The sequence below is a fragment of the Pseudomonas sp. 05N432 genome (genome assembly GCF_056396945.1).
Window position 1 is genome coordinate 205500 of the sequence record NZ_JBFTMM010000022.1, and the last position, 15839, is coordinate 221338.

Annotated in this window: 11 protein-coding genes; 3 read left to right on the forward strand and 8 right to left on the reverse strand. The window is 56.0% G+C overall.

Going from position 1 to position 15839, the window contains the following annotated elements; all coding sequences use genetic code 11:
• The first annotated feature begins 34 nt into the window (after window positions 1-34).
• A complete protein-coding gene (locus AC1DHT_RS25525; RefSeq protein WP_477761508.1) occupies window positions 35-1147 on the forward strand; it encodes a tyrosine-type recombinase/integrase in 1113 nt (370 codons plus the stop codon).
• Here AC1DHT_RS25525 and AC1DHT_RS25530 read toward each other — a convergent pair.
• From AC1DHT_RS25530 to AC1DHT_RS25545, 4 genes are all read right to left on the reverse strand, one after another.
• A complete protein-coding gene (locus AC1DHT_RS25530; RefSeq protein ID WP_477761509.1) occupies window positions 1144-1425 on the reverse strand; it encodes a pyocin activator PrtN family protein in 282 nt (93 codons plus the stop codon). The genes AC1DHT_RS25525 and AC1DHT_RS25530 overlap by 4 nt on opposite strands.
• Entirely contained in the window at window positions 1422-1790 is a 369-nt protein-coding gene (locus AC1DHT_RS25535) for a hypothetical protein (protein ID WP_477761510.1), read from the reverse strand. The genes AC1DHT_RS25530 and AC1DHT_RS25535 overlap by 4 nt, the downstream gene beginning before the upstream one ends.
• A 2-nt stretch (window positions 1791-1792) precedes the next feature.
• Window positions 1793-4594: a hypothetical protein gene (locus tag AC1DHT_RS25540; RefSeq protein WP_477761511.1), complete on the reverse strand. Its 2802-nt coding sequence runs from the start codon at window positions 4592-4594 to the stop codon at window positions 1793-1795.
• 414 nt (window positions 4595-5008) lie between these two features.
• Window positions 5009-5539: a hypothetical protein gene (locus AC1DHT_RS25545; RefSeq protein WP_477761512.1), complete on the reverse strand. Its 531-nt coding sequence runs from the start codon at window positions 5537-5539 to the stop codon at window positions 5009-5011.
• A gap of 943 nt (window positions 5540-6482) precedes the next feature.
• Between AC1DHT_RS25545 and AC1DHT_RS25550 the strand changes: the two genes are divergently transcribed.
• Together AC1DHT_RS25550 and AC1DHT_RS25555 are read left to right on the forward strand one after the other, a co-directional pair.
• Entirely contained in the window at window positions 6483-7112 is a 630-nt protein-coding gene (locus AC1DHT_RS25550) for a recombinase family protein (RefSeq protein ID WP_477761513.1), read from the forward strand.
• A 79-nt stretch (window positions 7113-7191) separates the two neighbouring features.
• A complete protein-coding gene (locus tag AC1DHT_RS25555) occupies window positions 7192-7821 on the forward strand; it encodes a recombinase family protein (RefSeq protein WP_477761514.1) in 630 nt (209 codons plus the stop codon).
• A 1642-nt stretch (window positions 7822-9463) separates the two neighbouring features.
• Here the strand turns inward: AC1DHT_RS25555 and AC1DHT_RS25560 are convergent.
• From AC1DHT_RS25560 to AC1DHT_RS25575, 4 genes are all read right to left on the reverse strand, one after another.
• A complete protein-coding gene (locus tag AC1DHT_RS25560) occupies window positions 9464-9802 on the reverse strand; it encodes a DUF7668 domain-containing protein (protein ID WP_477761515.1) in 339 nt (112 codons plus the stop codon).
• Window positions 9799-14487, reverse strand: a complete 4689-nt coding sequence (locus tag AC1DHT_RS25565; protein WP_477761516.1) for an RHS repeat-associated core domain-containing protein — start codon at window positions 14485-14487, stop codon at window positions 9799-9801. Before AC1DHT_RS25565 ends, AC1DHT_RS25560 begins: the two co-directional genes overlap by 4 nt.
• Window positions 14487-15224 (reverse strand): DUF4123 domain-containing protein, encoded by a 738-nt coding sequence (locus tag AC1DHT_RS25570; RefSeq protein ID WP_477761517.1) that lies wholly within the window; start codon window positions 15222-15224, stop codon window positions 14487-14489. Before AC1DHT_RS25570 ends, AC1DHT_RS25565 begins: the two co-directional genes overlap by 1 nt.
• On the reverse strand, window positions 15214-15839 hold a 626-nt coding region (locus AC1DHT_RS25575; protein ID WP_477761518.1), incomplete at its 5' end, for a bacteriophage T4 gp5 trimerisation domain-containing protein. The genes AC1DHT_RS25570 and AC1DHT_RS25575, both read right to left, overlap by 11 nt.

Consider the following 15839-nt stretch of genomic DNA (forward strand, 5'->3'; position numbering starts at 1 on the left):
TGTAGCAACTCAAACCAGTCGTGTAGCAAAATCCATGGGATCAATCACCGTTCGCAAGCGCAAGGATGGCTCTGCAGCGTACACCGCGCAGATCCGCATCATGCAAAAGGGTGTGACAGTTTATCAGGAAAGCCAGACGTTCGACCGTAAGGCCACGGCTCAGGCCTGGATCAAGCGGCGCGAAACTGCGATGGCCGAACCTGGTGCGATTGCCAAGGCCAACCGCAAGGGCGTGACGGTCAAGGAAATGATCGAGCGCTACCTCGAGGAATACGAAAAGCTCCGGCCATTGGGCAAGACTAAGCGCGCCACCCTCAAGGCTATCGGCGAAACCTGGCTGGGCAAGCTTGAAGACAAGGACATCACCAGCCAGAAGCTGGTCGAGTACGCCAATGACCGGATGCAGAGCGACGGCATTCAACCGCAGACTGTGGGTAACGACCTGGCGCACTTTGGCGCGGTGCTATCTATTGCCCGACCCGCTTGGGGATATGATATCGATCCTATGGCCATGCCGGACGCACGCCGCGTGTTGCGCAAGATGGGCGCCGTATCCAAGAGCAAGGAGCGAGGCCGCAGGCCTACACTGGAAGAACTCGACAATATCCTGACCTATTTTGTCGATATGCGCGCACGTCGTAAGCAAGAGATCGACATGGTTAGGGTGACTGCTTTCGCACTGTTCTCCACGCGCCGACAGGAAGAGATCACCCGCATTCGCTGGGACGCCATGGACGAGGCTCGTCAGTCGGTGTTGATCACCGACATGAAAAACCCCGGGCAGAAATATGGCAATGACGTTTGGTGCCATGTTCCGGACGAGGCCTGGAAGATATTGAAGTCCATGCCGAAGGTCGCCGACGAGGTGTTTCCATACAATGCCAGATCTATATCGGCTTCATTTACCCGGGCTTGTCATTTCCTCGAAATCGAGGACTTGCATTTTCATGATCTGCGCCACGATGGTGTAAGTCGGCTGTTTGAAATGGGGTGGGATATTCCGAAAGTGGCCAGCGTGTCGGGCCACCGAGATTGGAACTCGATGCGACGCTATACGCACTTGCGGGGGAATGACGACCCGTACAAGGATTGGCCGTGGTTGGAGAGAGTTGTAACTGGCCCCGTGATTGGGGCCATGTCGCGTTAGGACGCTCGGTGCATACCTCTGCCCATCAGTTTTTCGTGCTCAGCCTTGGCCTTGGTGTGCTGAGCGTCGAGGTAATCGGCTAGGTCAGACAGGTGGACGCCTCGCGCTGACTTCTGGCTGCTCTCCATTGGCACCAGTGTTAAGTCTATCTGGCCTGCGGCGACCTTGAACTTCATTTTCTCCGGCGTCAGATGGCTGAAGTAGTCAGCGCAGACGCGCTCAAGCGGGATGATTGCCTGGCCGTTGTACTGGGCCATTAGTAGGAAGGCCGTATTCATATCGCACCTGTCATCGACTTTCCGGCTATGGCCAGTTCGTCGTCAAGAGCAAAGACTTTCTGCATCAAGTTGTGCTGGGTGTGCTCGCCGCCCTCACTGCTAGCTTCATTCCACTCTTTGCTGGTGACGCAAAGCAAATTAAGGTTGCCCATGCAGATGTAATGCAGGGTGGCCCCCACCGCAGGTATTGATTTCCAACTGCCCGGTTCATGGGGCAGTCTGTACCACTGGTTATGCAGGCAGAGGCTGAGTTTTTGTACTTTGGACTTAAACAGATTCTTGTCCAGTTGCACAAACTGTACGAGCGTCGGGTAACGCTCGATGCCGGCTCGCTGTAGGTAACCAGCTAAAGTTGGACCCTGCATGGTTACCTCCCCCAGCCGAGCAGGCTGATGTCGATGTCCTTGTTCTGCAACTCTTGCAGCGACAGGAACAGCATGTTTCGACCACTGCCTATCCCGGCATGTGGCGCGTACTTCACAAAATAGGGTTCTTCGTTGATCAGCTTGACGAACTGTGCGCCGCTGCTGATCACCGGGGTGCTGCGTTCGTCCACGTTGCAATACCGTGTGTAACTGGCATGAGAGAGGACCGGGTCGAGTACCAGGTACTCGGGGGTCACTGTGTAGTGTATGCCCTCAACCAGGTACGCATTGCGGGCGCCGGCATCTTCTGTACTGCGGGAGATCGCCACGATGACCGCGATTTTTTGCATCACCAGATCAATCTCACTCTGCACATAGCCGTCGCTGTTGCCGGTAAACCGCTCAATTACCGCCTTGATAACTGGGTCTAACGTCTTCAGGGCTTTGAACAGGTGCAGCTCTTCGCAGACTTCCTGCAGCAGCCATAGGCCGACCAGGACCACCTGCTTCGAAAAGCGCGGGCGGTCATCCATGTCTGCTGGCAGTAGCGCGGAGGCCTTTTCCATCAGGGCGTCGATGGCTTCGGGCGGGGTAATCAACGCCTTGGCCAAGAGCGCCTTGCCCAAGCGGCGGATGTCTTCGCGGTGGTTGCTGGCATAGAAAAATTGCTCACGGCACTGGCCGAGCTTTTTCTTGGTCAGGTGAACCCGAATGCTGCGCTCTTGAATTGCCGGCACCTCAATCTCTTGTTCCGAAATTACGATCAGCGGTGACGACATCGGAATGGCGATCGCCTCGGCGTTGGTGCGGCCAAGGTTGCCCTGGCACAGCCGGCCTTTAAGAGTTGCCTCGCCGTTCCACGCCTGTTTGATCCGCTCGCCCACGTCCTTGTAGGCCTGGTTAGTCATCTTGGACTTGTTGAACTCTTCGACGATGCGCGGAATTGTCGTGGTGCTGGACAGGTATTCGAGCATGGCGTAGCGCGAGGTCGACGGAGCGCTGACCCCAGCGTCCTTCTGCATGTAGTCGGTACCGTTCAGCCAGGTAATGAGGCCGGCACTTTTGGACTTGCCGGAGCCGGCGGCGCCCCACAGGCAGAGAATCGGGAACTGGCTGTGCAGGTGCATGAAGTGGGTCTTGAAGTGTGCGGCCACGCTCCAGCCGATCATCTGCCCAACCTCAGGTTTCTGATTGATCTTGAGCAGCCGGCTCAGCGCATTGTCCACCGATTCGTCGCCGCGTTCGGCCATGGTGCAGTGCGCAAAGTACGGGCGGGCCAGCAGGTTGCCGAGGAACTGGTGGGTGCCGCGCACCTTCACCGAGTTGACCGACATATCCGGTTCGACGTAGGTGAAGACGGGGCTGTTGTCGACAAAGTCCAGATGGACCCCGGCGGTGTAGACCTGGAAGATTTCGCCCACGTCTTGACCCTCCTTAAAAACAGCAAGTTTGATCTTCTGAATGTCGAGGTCACTGCCCTGAAACGTCAGGTCAGTGATGCCCTCGAACTCTTTCAGAAAGGCTGAGCGACCGGAAAAGGCCGGCTCTTTAAAATTGATCTTGCCTACCACTTCTCCGCCCTTCATCACGTTCATGCGGGTGCCAACGCGGCGTGGACTGGTGCCGTCCTGCGGCACGTTGATGAACACGTCGAGCGGCTGCAGGATGAAGTTGCTGATCCGCCGCTTCCCGTCCCCCTGTCGGATGTAGTACCCGTCCGACTCGGCCACCGCGCTCAAGCCAGCGTCGGGGTCTCCGTCCCGATTGATCCCGGCCTCGATCGGGCAGCCCTCACAGGGGCGCTTGCTGAGCAAGGTGCGGATTGGGTTGCAGCCAAAGCTGAACGTCGGCGTGTGCTCAACGTAGTGGATCTGCGCTTCGATGTGATCACGGCGCAACTTCGGTGTGTTGTATGTGCTGCTCTTGGCGCTGTCGGCCAACCGCGCGGCGAGGCTTTCGGCTACGCTCTGCGACACTCCGGCGCGCACGATGTAGGTGGCTAGCTGGGTCGCGGCATGGTTATACGACGCATCCGGCTTCAGCGAGTCGCTGTCGCAGAGCATCTGAATACACGCCGGCACCGGCTCGCGGATCGCTTCCATGTCCGCTGATGACGCGATGATCACGTGCTTGGGCTTGGCGTTAACGCGTTTCTTGGCCTCTTCAAACATGGCCTTCAGCTCATGCACCACCCGTCCTTGCGGGTCTTCGACCTCGACGGTGCGCGGTGCCTTTACCCACTCGCGGTAGCGGTCAACGGTCAGTTCAGCCAGTTCATCCGGCGTCACCGGCACCCGGTAGTTGCCGTCATGGCGCTGCAGGTTGACGATGCGGAAACTGTTGCCCCGACCGCTGCTGTAGACCGAGTAGTCGAGGCCCCGCACGTACAAGTCGCGGGCCAGTTCCTTGTAGATTTCCGGCAGGCGCAGGACGAAGCGTTTGCCCGTGAACAACGTCTCATTGACCAGAATGTGCAGGCCTTTGCTGCCCGACAGGTAAATCGCAATACAGTCCTTGGGCACGCCCATACGGGCCAGCTTGCCGACCAGTTCCTGGCCGCTGCTGATGGCCTGGTCAAGGTCGTCCTTGCAGTCGATGTCGAAGTACAGGGGCCCCCGGTATCCGACCTTGTCGCGGTTGCGCGGGATCTCCGCGTCGGTGCCGTCGCTGATCATCTGGTTCAGCGCAAGGATGGTCAGCTTCTTCGCGCCTTGCGCCTTGGCCAGCGCCACTGGATCTTCTTCACCCTGGCAGGAAAGCAGAAACCAGGCGTCATGTTCTGAGCGTTGGTAGTAATAGTACATGCTAATGTCCCCCCGCCGACTTGCCGCTTTTGACATGGTCCAAGGTCAGTTCCAGCAGCAGACGGTCGACTGCCCGGGCAGAGACATGTCGGTGGCGGAGAGAGTCGCATGAGGTAAACCAGCCAGACACGGTGTCAAGCAGATATCCGGTGTATTTTGTGAGGTCTTGGTGGGACAAGCAGTGGGTTTTGGCGATGCGGCGGATGAACGCCAAGCGTTCGTCAGCAGTCATCCTTTCCCCGGTAGTTCTGGGAGGATTTTTTGTCATTTTGGTTTCCTGGTCGCACCCTTGAAAACCAAGGGGCTCCGTCTCTAGTACCGTAGTGAGAGGCAAAATTGCCGGACAAACCGAGCATCAAACTTGAGTGCCGTCCTCTCAGTTGGGACGGTCACCCGCAATCAATCCTTACGTTCTCAAGTATTAACCAGGTCTTGATTTTCTGCCGAAATCTCCTCTGCAGACCCCGGTTTTGCTGGTTTTTCATCTTGCGCGAAGTTGTAGGAGGCCCCTCGTTCTTCGGCTTCTTCGGCCATCCTCGCAGCCATGGCCTGGTAAGGCTGTATCGTCCGCATCATTTTGTCGGTGATGCGCTGCAAAACCAAAGGACGCATGTTTTTTGGGAAGGGTTTGCCGCGTTCGTCGCGCATCGGACGGAACAAGCGGTAGTCGCCTTCCTTCATATCGCGATTTTCGAAGGTTTTGCGTAAGTTGCTGGTACTCGGCTTGTTCGGCAGCTCTACCATTAGCAGATCGCCCGGTTCGGCCTTGTTGTAACGCAATGCCAAGGAGTCGTAGATCAGGGTAGATTCCTGACATTGGGTGCCCCGCGTTGCAGGATCTTGTGTCAAATTCTCGAAGGCTAGGCAGCCGGGTTTTATTGCTTTAATCACCATGCCATTAGCATCCCAGCTGGGTTTGGTAGTGATTTTCTTATGAGTAGTCATATTGGTGTCCCCCAATTTATTACTGTTTGGTGTGTTAGTTAACACTCTTTTAGAATAGTCGATAATTTCACGTAGCTGCGTAAAGGTAGCCACTTCTTGGATGGGGTGTCACATCATCGGTGTGCTGGTTTTTAGTGTGCTGCAGAGTGGTATGGTGGTGTTTTGTTTTTATAATCTATTGATTTTTATCGAGAAAGCTATGTGCTTTTTGGTACTGATGGTGATGGGTATATTTTTTTCGTTTTGAGTGAAAATTTTTTTGAAACTTGTACTGAGTACCATAGGGAACTTGGATTAGTTAAGGGTGGTGAGTGGGTCTGTACTATCAGGCTAAAAAAAATAATAGAAAAAAGTCGTGGGTGGGGTGTCTGGTGGAACGTTAAATTGGTTATATATCATATTTTGAGGTTGGTATTTTAATGTATTGCTAAATGATATAGTTTGTAGCGCAATATGTATTTCTTGCTGTTATTGGCTGTGCTTACATATCTATGTGATTGGGTTTTGTGTTATGTGCCAGTTATGTCGAGGTGAAGGTGCATCCTTAGAAAAGAGCTCGACACCACAATGGTGAATCGTTCTTATTAGTGCCTGAGACAGCAGTCCGGATTGTCCAAGAAAAGACTGCTTTAATTGGTCCGTCCACGAAAAAATAAACAACGCCGCGTTCGAATAGTGGCAAATACGACCCGTTCGTGTGTTGCGTCCATCGAGGCGCGGTTGCTGGCGAAAACGGCCGCAAAGGAATGCGCCAGCCTGGGCGAGTTGATTGTCTAAGCATTGGCGAGAGTCCACCAGTGTGACAATAAGCGCTATGCAATCTCCAAATAGAGCCGGCCCTTGCGGGAAAGTTGGAACCCCGATGAAGGCCCATCACTGAAGTGGTGTTTTGATTGTGATAGACCTGCTATCGCAGGGTCTTGAATGTATATGGGAGAAAACCATGATTATTGGCTATGCCCGAACATCGACTGTGGAGCAAGAAGCCGGATTTGAGGCCCAGTTGCGTGAATTAGCACGGTGCGGATGCGAAAAGGTATTTCAAGAGCAAGTTTCGTCAGTCGCACAGCGCAATCAGCTAAATGCCGCAATTGAGTTTGTACGCGAAGGGGATTCCTTTGTGGTCACTAAGCTTGACCGACTGGCGCGATCAATTTCCGACCTGCTGCAAATTTTCGCTCGGCTAGAGAAAAAGCACGTTGAAGTCCAAATTCTTAATCTCGGGCTGGATACTCGCACACCCACTGGCAAATTGATTTTGACCGTGCTGGGGGGGATCGCCCAGTTTGAGCGGGAGATGATGTTGGAGCGCCAGCGCGAAGGGATTGCAAAGGCTAAGAAAGAAGGCAAGTACAAGGGGCGCAAGCCGATTCCAGATGAAAAGCGCGCTGCAATTTTGCGCCTGGCCGATGCAGGCACAACTAAGGTGGCGATTGCCAAACAACTCGGTGTCGGGCAAGCAACGGTCTACCGCGAACTGGCCAGTGCCCGAGCTTCGGGCTCAGATACTGGCAACTTGGCGCATGCAAACTCCCTTGAACACACCACCCATTCCGGCGCGATACACATATAAGTCGTGTGCCTCGCGCTGGGCTATGAGGGCAATGTATTCGCCGGATAAATACAAATGCCCCCTATATTCAGGAGGTCTTATGTCTACCCCAATCCTATTCTCTGTGCGTGCGTATCTTGGCGCGAACGACGTTGAACGTAGCGCGTCTGCGCTGACCGCGTTCGTCGAAGAGCACGGCCAATCAATCACCGCGAGTTATATCGAGAAGGAGGCTGGTTCCCCGCTTGATCGCCCGGAGTTGTTCCGTCTTCTGACCGAGGCCAATGCCGGCGACGTGCTGATCTGTGAGAGCGTTTGCCGTCTGGGTCAGTTGAGCGATACGGATTGGCGTCGATTACGCGTGGCGGTTGAGTTCAAAGAACTGTACATCGTCGCCCTTGATGTGCCCGCGACTTTGCCCTACATAAACGGACGCTGCCCAGGCCGCCCGCAAGCGATGATCAACAGGCTGTTGTTTGAATTACTTGATGCGGTCTCCCGCAAGGACTATGACAACAGAGTACGCCGAACCCGCGAAGGTGTGGAAAAGGCACGCAGTTTGGGCAAGTACAAAGGTCGCCCGATCGACAAGGAACTGCACGCCCGAGTAGCGGCCTGCCTTGAAAAAGGCATGACCCTGCGCGGGACGGCTTCCGTTTGCGGCTGCTCGAAAGCCACGGTCTCGCGGGCCAAACGCGCCATGGATGCGGCCGTCCAGGGCGAACAGTAGGCCGCGTCAATCATAGGACGGGAAAAGCCGCCCGTCCTCAACCTCCCCCAACTTGCGGGCATCAGTCGGCGCGGCTTGGCTGCGCGCGAGCGCTCCCCTTCATTGTTGGGAACTCTTCCCCCGGTTTGGCAAATACCTTGGCGGGGTCGACATCTTTACCTGTGCCATTGCCCCCGGCCATCAGGCACCCACCACGCAGCTAACAGCCTCAGGGGTGTATGGTCTCTTTCCCTGACGATGCTGAGAGCAGGCCTCCTTCTGCTACGACCAGTAGAGTGAAGGTACCACGCATCTCCTCGGTTTGAGTGTCCAGGGCGGGGGTCAGTTCCAACTGTCGGGCTGGATCAAGAGGGCCGAAGGTAGGTTCAAAGGCCACCCGATTGACGCCGAACTGTGCCTCAATCTGGGCATGCCGATCAGAAAAATAGCAACGGTGTGTGGCTGCGCCCAAGTCCACAGTGCAGAAGGGGTAGATGCTCCTTGTCCTTGAAGGTAAGTGATGAGCGTGACGAAACTCTAGCAGCAGGACTGAAGCACGAACGAAACCGTGGCCGGCTGAAAAGCTGGCCGAAGGTTTACGGCTGCTTGAAAGGAACCGACAGGAAATGCTCAGTTGCTCCCGCAGGGCAGAACCTTTCCCGCTACTTTTAGCTACTCATTCTTATATATATTATTTATTGTTATTTATTTATATAAGAAAGGAGGGCTGAAAAAGGCGGAAGTTTTCTAAGTGAGAATAACTTGTATCGAAAACCTTCAAAAATTAAGGCGCTAAGTACTCTTGGTTGACTTGGTGGCTTGTTTGTAAGGCAAATTCTTCGCGGGTATGTTTGCGGTCGTTTTGATAATTTCTAATATAATCAATGGTTTGAGGGGTTTAGCCGACTATCGCTTTTGAGAAAAGGTATTGCTATTAGCGCTACTCTAACTACTCGTTTAAGTAAATGAAGAAGTAGCAAGCGAATAATCATTCAGGTAACCGATAAGTAGTCAGTAAGTAAGCGTAAAATCTCAAAACTAGGTATCCGGTCACGTAGTCGATACCGATGTTTGTTGTCTCGTTTTCCGTGCACTAGCGGCCGTTGTGGCGGGGCTTGAACATGGCCCGTACGAATAGTGGGCTTTATTGCCACGCCCGTCTCAAGCAAGGCCACCTAGCAGGTGTTTGGCACTGCCACCTGAAAATAGATCTGTCACCTTTTTACTGCGCTCAAATCCATTTATGAACGAGGCTAGCGTTAAGGCTGTGACTCAGGGCAATGTTGGCACTCGAGGCGCCAGGCAGGGAGCACTCTTATATGATTTGGGTTCTGAAAGATTTTGAATAGGAACGGCGCATCAACTGCATGGACGATCCGCTTAAAGGTCTAGACATGGTGTGCAAATTAAGTGGGTACCATGTCTAGTCTTAGCGGAGGGAACTAGATGACTTTGCCGGACACATACTCATCTATGTCATAAATCTCAAAGTGGCTACGACTGGGCACAATGTCGCTGAATAAGTAGTGTGAAAGAACTTGTGTCTGCTCAGGTTGTGCATTCACCGTATTCTCGCTCGTTCTGTGATCTCTTTTACAGGGTCTCAAGATATTCACCGTGTTTTGGATGCCTCCCCGCTTTCGAAAAAATGTGCTACAGGTTTTCATAGAACATGAAGGTCAGTCATTTGAAGCTTTGCTTTGGCTTCTTCATATATCAACTCAAGGGAAAGAGTCAGGTCGCTCATTCCCTCTTCCTCTGTCCACAGTGGAACGTCGAGCGCTAAGCCAGAGCCGTCCTTGTATTCATAAGTATCTATCTTTTCTACGAAAGAGGCTGGAGGTAATACCAATGTATTACCGTACTCGGAAATTCTTGCCTCAATATCCGGTTTGTTGAGTCTGCCATACCAGTTTTTGGCAGAGATTTTATCGAAGTCGCCATTAACTAGTGCCTCAATCAGATCAATTATTTCTAGCTCGAGATTCTTGTCAATCGTCATTTTCGTCTGTTCCCTGGTATGCGAGTCGGAGTCTCCGACTGAACATCAATAGCCTTGAAGTGCTCGTCAGCATTTCTGATCAAGGTTTTTGCATCATCTTTCTTAATTCCGGCTTTGCGCAAGGCTCTGTAACCAATCTTACGTTCAAGTCTATAGTTACCTCCGCCAGCACGGCGCTGAGCTTGGGTTGCCTCGTAATGGGGAGTGCCTTTCTGTGTAGAAGGTCCCGGAAGTTGCACCGCAGGAGCTGCTTTTCGGTCATACCCAGGTAAGTCACGTACGGCCGCATCTTGGATGATGTGGTGTGCATCTTTTGCCTTCGCGTCGGTTAGCTCTTTGTAGCTTCCGCTTACTACAGGAAGGCCCGGTTCACCCTCATTTACTGTCGCATTAGGCGCAGGGTTCTCGACTGTTCCCGGAGTGCAATTCGGCCCACCAGGACACTCATCCAAACCCAGCGGATCCACCCATCCTGTTGGGTTGTGTACGTATTTGTAGTTGTTCAACCCACCCGCAAGCTTGATCGGATCCGGCGTCAAAAACCGTCCAGTGCTCGGATTGTAGTAGCGATGACGGTTGTAGTGTAAGCCCGTCTCAGCATCAAAATACTGACCCTGGAAACGCAGCGGGTTGTCGATTTCGGCGACGTCCAGTGTGGCCAGGTTGCCGTAGGCGCGGTACTTGGCGGACCACATGATTTCGCCGCTGTAGTCGGTGAGTTCCTGCGGGGTGCCGAGGTGGTCGAGTTGGTAGTAGAACGGTTCGGCCTTGAGCGGGCCTTCGCCGTTGAGCATGGCCAGCGGGCGGAAGGTGCCGGGTTCGTAAATGTAGCTGCGGTAGCGGTTGTTGGCGCTTTCGGCGATCAGCCGTTCGCCTTGCCAGAGGAACTCGGTGGTGTGGCCGTCGACAGTTTTGGCAATACGGCGGCCGAAGGCGTCGTACTTGTAGGTGGCGGTACTGCCGCCGGGCAGGCTGACGCCGATCAGGCGGTGTTGGCAGTCGTAGCGGTATTCGGTGACGAGTTTTTGCCCGGTGCCGCGACGTTCGCGGGTCAGGTTGCCGTAGGCGTCGTAGTCGTAATGGCGGTCGCCCTGCATCAGCAGGCGGTTGCCTTTGACGTTGGCCAGGTTGGCGGCGGGCCGGTCGCCCTGGCCCAGCAGGTTGCCGGCCGGGTCGTGGGCGAAGCTTTCCGGGGTGCTGCCGCGCACGTTGATCAGGCGGTCGAGCGGGTCGTAGTGGTAGCTGCGATTGCCTTTGCGGCTGTCATCGATGCCGGCGAGGTTGCCGTTGGCGTCGTAGGCGTAGCGGCGCTGGAACAGATTGCGATCTTGTTGGCTGACGCTGTGCGCCTGCAACCGGCCTTGTTCGTCGTATTGGTATTGGCTGAGCAGCAGGCCTTGCTGGCGCTGCTGTTCGCGGCCAGCGCTGAACTGGTGCGTGGTCAGGCGCGAACCGTTGAGGTCGATGCTGCTCAGGCGGCCGCCGGTTTGGTGGCGGTAGTCGAGCTTGCTGCCGTCGGGGAGGCGGCAATGGCTCAACTGGCCGAGCGTATCGTACTCGTATCGCAGGGTGCCCCAGCCCTGGTGTTCGGTGATCAGGCGGTCTTGCAGGTCGTATTCGTAGGCGAGCGGCCAGTGACCGTCGTCAACGTTCACCAGGCGACCCAAGGCGTCGTAGCTGTAGTGAATTTCTTCACCGTCGGCGAGAGTTTTCACCAGCAGTCGGCCAGCGGCGTCGCGTTGGTATTCGGTGACCAGTTCGCTGCCGTCATCGCCGAATTCGGTTTTCTTCAGCAACTGGCCGTTGAGGTCGTACTCGTAGGCCGTACGACGCCCGTCGAAGCCAGTTTCCTGCTGGATCAGGCCATTCGGGTAGTAATCAAGGTGGTAGTGCTCGCCGCGTTCGTTTTCGATCTCGCTGAGCAACAGCCGCGAGTTGTCGTAGCGATAACGCAGTTGGCTGCCGTCCGGGTTGATGCGGCGGCTGACCAAATGCAAACCATCGGCGTATTCGTAGCGGGTGACGCGGCCCAGTTCATCGCGTTCGGCGGTGACCCGGCCATAAGGGTTGTAGCTGAAAGCGCGGGTGGCGCCGCCGGGCAGGGTGATTTGCGCGAGGCGGTTGGCGTTGTCCCATTGGTATTGGGTGATGGCGCCGCTTTCGTCCTGACGCACAGTCTGCCGGCCGAGGGCGTCGTAGCGGTATTTGCGCTGGCCACCGTCCGGCAGGCGTTCTTCGAGCAGTTGACCGAGGTTGTTCCAGCCCAGTTGATGGCGGCTGCCGTCCGGGTGACGGATTTCCAGTAGACGGCCTTGGCGGTCGTAGCTGTAGGACGTTGCGTTGCTATCTGGATCGATCTGCTGGGTAATGTCGCCCTGGTTGTTGCGTTGGTACTGCCAGACCGAATCGCCGCGCTGGACTTCACTGACGAAACCGTTGCTGTACTCGTAGGAGGTCGGTTCGTCTTCTGGCGGAACGACGGCGGTCATGCGGCCGGCTTCGTTGTAGTGGTACTCAGTCACCGCCCCCAACGGGTCTTTTTCCGCGATCAAACGCCCCTTGTCGTCATAGGCCTTGAGGTGTTCGGCACCATCCGGGTCGACCTTGCTGACCAACCGTGCCTGATCGTCGTGGGTGTAGACCTCTTCGCTGCCGTCCGCGTTGGTAACGGTGACGCTGCCCTTGTCATCCCAGACGTAGTGCGCGTCCATCTGCGAGAAGCTCGCCCAGTGATGGATGCAGCGCGCCGACTTGCCTTCCTTTTCCCATTCCCAGAAGAAGCTCGCGCCACCGGCCAGTTGCCGCTCAAGAATCACGTTCTGATCGTTGTAGGCATAGCGCTCGGCTTCGCCGGCAGCGTTCTTCGCCTCGATCAGCCGCCACTGCGCGTCGTAGCCATAAGTGACCAGCGTCTGGACCGTGCTCCAGGCCTCTTCCAGGTTGTCCGCCGGGCGGAACTGCTGATAGTCGACGGCGATAATGTGCTTGCGGTCGTAACGCACGAGCAGGGCGCGACCGGCTCCGTTGTCGACGCGTTTGATGCGTCCGTGAATATCGCGGGTGATGTGCAGGCGGTTACCGTAATTGTCGCTGATGGCGATCAGCGTTGCGCCCTTGCTGTTGTAGCGGAAGTGGAAGAACTGAACGCGTTCACCGGCCTGGGTGAGGATCAGTTCCGATGGATCGTCACCGAGGAAAATCGCCGCTTCCGACAGGCTGTTGGTAATGGCCGGACGTTGCACGCTCGGGAGTGGGAACGTCGTGACGCGGTTTTCATGGTCGGTCCAGACCACCTCGTCGTCCGCGATATCGACCCGCTGTGCCAGCGCGTGGCTCCAGCCATAACCGAGGCCGCAATCGATTTCTGCGGCGCTGGTGCGGTAGAGGCGAGTCCACTCGAAGGGCATCAGGCCGTTGAGCTGGCCATCGGTCAGGGTCAGCAGTTCTTCACCGGTGACCATCGAGACCGGGCAGCCGTTGGTGCAGGTTTTCTTCGCGCAGGTAGCGCTTTGTTCGTCGGGGTTTTTTGACTGTTTGGAATGGTCGTCGACGTGTTCATGCTCGCGCATTTTTGCGTGATCTTGTCGGCCCCAGCCAATTTTCACTTTGCCTTTTTCAAAGGCGCCAGCGGCTGCGCGGGTAGCGACCTTCTTGTATTTATCAATGGATTCCATGAAGGCTTTCAGGATTTTGAAGACGGCCTTGATGAACCCGGTGACGGCTTCGAGAATTTTAGCGCCGTAGTTCGCCAGGCGAACGCCCAGGTAGGCAATACCGGACCCTTCGGCGGCAAATGTCAGCACCACGGCCAACACGATATCGATGAGGATCGATACCACAATGTTGGACATCTGCTCGGAGAATTTGCCAGCAATCAGGCTCGGTGGCAGCTCCAGGAGCCAGATGGCCGCCGTTTTCAGCAGCAGAAAAAGGGCAGCCTGGTCACTGGCCAGGAGCATAACTTTTTCCATGGCAGCCGGTGTTTCTTTGGCCAGTTTGATCAGATCGGTAGCACTCTGACCCAGCTCACCTGCGAATTTTGCAGGGTCCTTCAATATCTCGAATACGCGTTTTATGCCATCAAACGCGCCTTTGACGGCGTCCCAGCTACCCAAGGCAATGCCATTAAGGTAAGCGAGGTAAGTGGTGGACAGGGTCTGGGTCGGCCACAATGGCTTATAGGTTTTCCATTCGCCATCCAGCCAGGTTTGCAGCTGCTGGGTCAGGCCGTCATAGGAGTCAAATAGGTCGCTGATCTGGGCCTTGGTGACCTGGCTCTGGACGCGGACGTAGTATTTTTTTCCGGGTATTCCCTTGTAGACACCTTTGCCTTGCTCATCCAGCGTGACAGGACTGGAAGCACCACCGGCCTGCGGTGTGATATCGACGGTGATGTTGCCCACCGGGATGTCGTACAGCGATACGAATTTGCTCTCAATCAGCAGCCGGCCGTCTTTTGGGCACACGGCAACCGTGGATGAGAAGTCGCTATCGTTGGTGCTGACGGTCGTGCTTGCACTGCCGAGCTTGACGGTCCGGTTCATGCCGAAAAAGGCTGGTTTATCGAAGAACTGAGGACCTTTGTCCAGCCACTGGGCAAAACTGCTTTCGGTCAGTTCACGGTAAAGGCTCAAACTGTCCTTGAAGGTGGTCAGTTGGTCATCAACAAAGGCAACGCGATCCATCAGCCTTGCTCCAGAATCAGGTGGTTTAGCAGTGCTTCATTAAGGGGTTTCGGAGCATCGGGGCGGCGCACGAAATGGGCGACTTTGAGCCTCAGGTTGCTCTCGGGATAAGCGGCGTAGATGTCTGGGCGTTCCTCGCTCAGCCATTGCATCAGGTTGTCGATCAGAGTCGACGGGTCTTCGGTCGCGAGGCGATCCAGCAACGTCTGCGGCACCTCCCACCACGGCCACGCCTTGGCCGGCGGTACGCCGCGTGCGCCGACTTCCAGGCTTTGGCCATTGATCAAGTAGCGCTCGAACACCGGCAGAATTTCACCAGCCCCAGCGCCGAGGCCTTCAAGAATCGGGTAGATATGCCGCCCATCCCAAAACCGAAAAAACACTTCAGTCCCGTCCGGCATGTGCACTTGGGTCAGGCTGCGCAGGTGTTCGAACACGACGTCCGGCGAGCTGCTGGACACCGCCAGCCAGCCCCAGTCTTCGGCGTCGGTTTCGGCAATCCACTCAAGGAACGCCGAGCGGGGTTTCAGCTCGGCGAGGTAGGGCATCACCGGCTGCCAGTCGGCATAAGGTGTGCCGCCCCAGATCGGGATCAGTTCGGTGGTCGCTTCTTGCTGGTAAAACGCGTTGAGCGGCGCCGCATCGCTGGCGTTGCTGATGATCAGGTACAGGCGCTCGCCGGTTTGCAGCGGGCGGTTGGCGAGCCAGTTTTGGGGTGTCAGGCGATCAGATGGCACAGGCACCTGCCTTGCACTTTTCGCACTCTTCACAGAACGGCGCGTTGCGTTTGAGGGTGTTGATCTGCGCCGGGGTCAGCACGGCACCGGCCTTGTCGGCGTCGGCCTGCTTGAGGATGCCGGGCATCAACGGCGCCRCTGCGGTTCCGCTGCCCGGACTGCCGCCGGAGTTCATGTTGATCGCCGGACCGCTGAGGGTCACGCCGCCGGCGTCGATCTTGATGAAGCTGCCGCCGCCCTTGAGGGTCAGTTCGCTGCCGGCTTCGAGCACCACTTTCAGGCCGCTGCTCAGGTGGATTTCCTGGCCGGCTTCGATGAACTGGCTGGTGCCGATTTTGATGTGCTGGTTCACGCCGACAGTCAGGTGGTCGTTGGCGCGGGTTTCGACTTTTCGGTCGGCGTAGACGGTGTGGTGTTCTTCGGCCTTGAACTCGCTGTAGCTGTTGGCCTCGACGGTGTCGTGGCGTTCGTTGCCGACGCGGATCTTCTGGTCGTGCTCGATGTTTTCGTCCCAGTCGCGTTGGGCGTGCAGGAAGATCTGTTCCTGGCCTTTCTTGTCTTCGATGCGCAGTTCGTTGTAGCCACCGCCACCGGGCGAGCTGAGGCTCTTGAAGG

Coding starts and splice junctions, on each gene's coding strand:
- AC1DHT_RS25525 (WP_477761508.1), top strand. CDS start 35: ATGGGATCAATCACCGTTCGCAAGCGCAAGGATGGCTCTGCAGCGTAC.
- AC1DHT_RS25530 (WP_477761509.1), bottom strand. CDS start 1,425: ATGAATACGGCCTTCCTACTAATGGCCCAGTACAACGGCCAGGCAATC.
- AC1DHT_RS25535 (WP_477761510.1), bottom strand. CDS start 1,790: ATGCAGGGTCCAACTTTAGCTGGTTACCTACAGCGAGCCGGCATCGAG.
- AC1DHT_RS25540 (WP_477761511.1), bottom strand. CDS start 4,594: ATGTACTATTACTACCAACGCTCAGAACATGACGCCTGGTTTCTGCTT.
- AC1DHT_RS25545 (WP_477761512.1), bottom strand. CDS start 5,539: ATGACTACTCATAAGAAAATCACTACCAAACCCAGCTGGGATGCTAAT.
- AC1DHT_RS25550 (WP_477761513.1), top strand. CDS start 6,483: ATGATTATTGGCTATGCCCGAACATCGACTGTGGAGCAAGAAGCCGGA.
- AC1DHT_RS25555 (WP_477761514.1), top strand. CDS start 7,192: ATGTCTACCCCAATCCTATTCTCTGTGCGTGCGTATCTTGGCGCGAAC.
- AC1DHT_RS25560 (WP_477761515.1), bottom strand. CDS start 9,802: ATGACGATTGACAAGAATCTCGAGCTAGAAATAATTGATCTGATTGAG.
- AC1DHT_RS25565 (WP_477761516.1), bottom strand. CDS start 14,487: ATGGATCGCGTTGCCTTTGTTGATGACCAACTGACCACCTTCAAGGAC.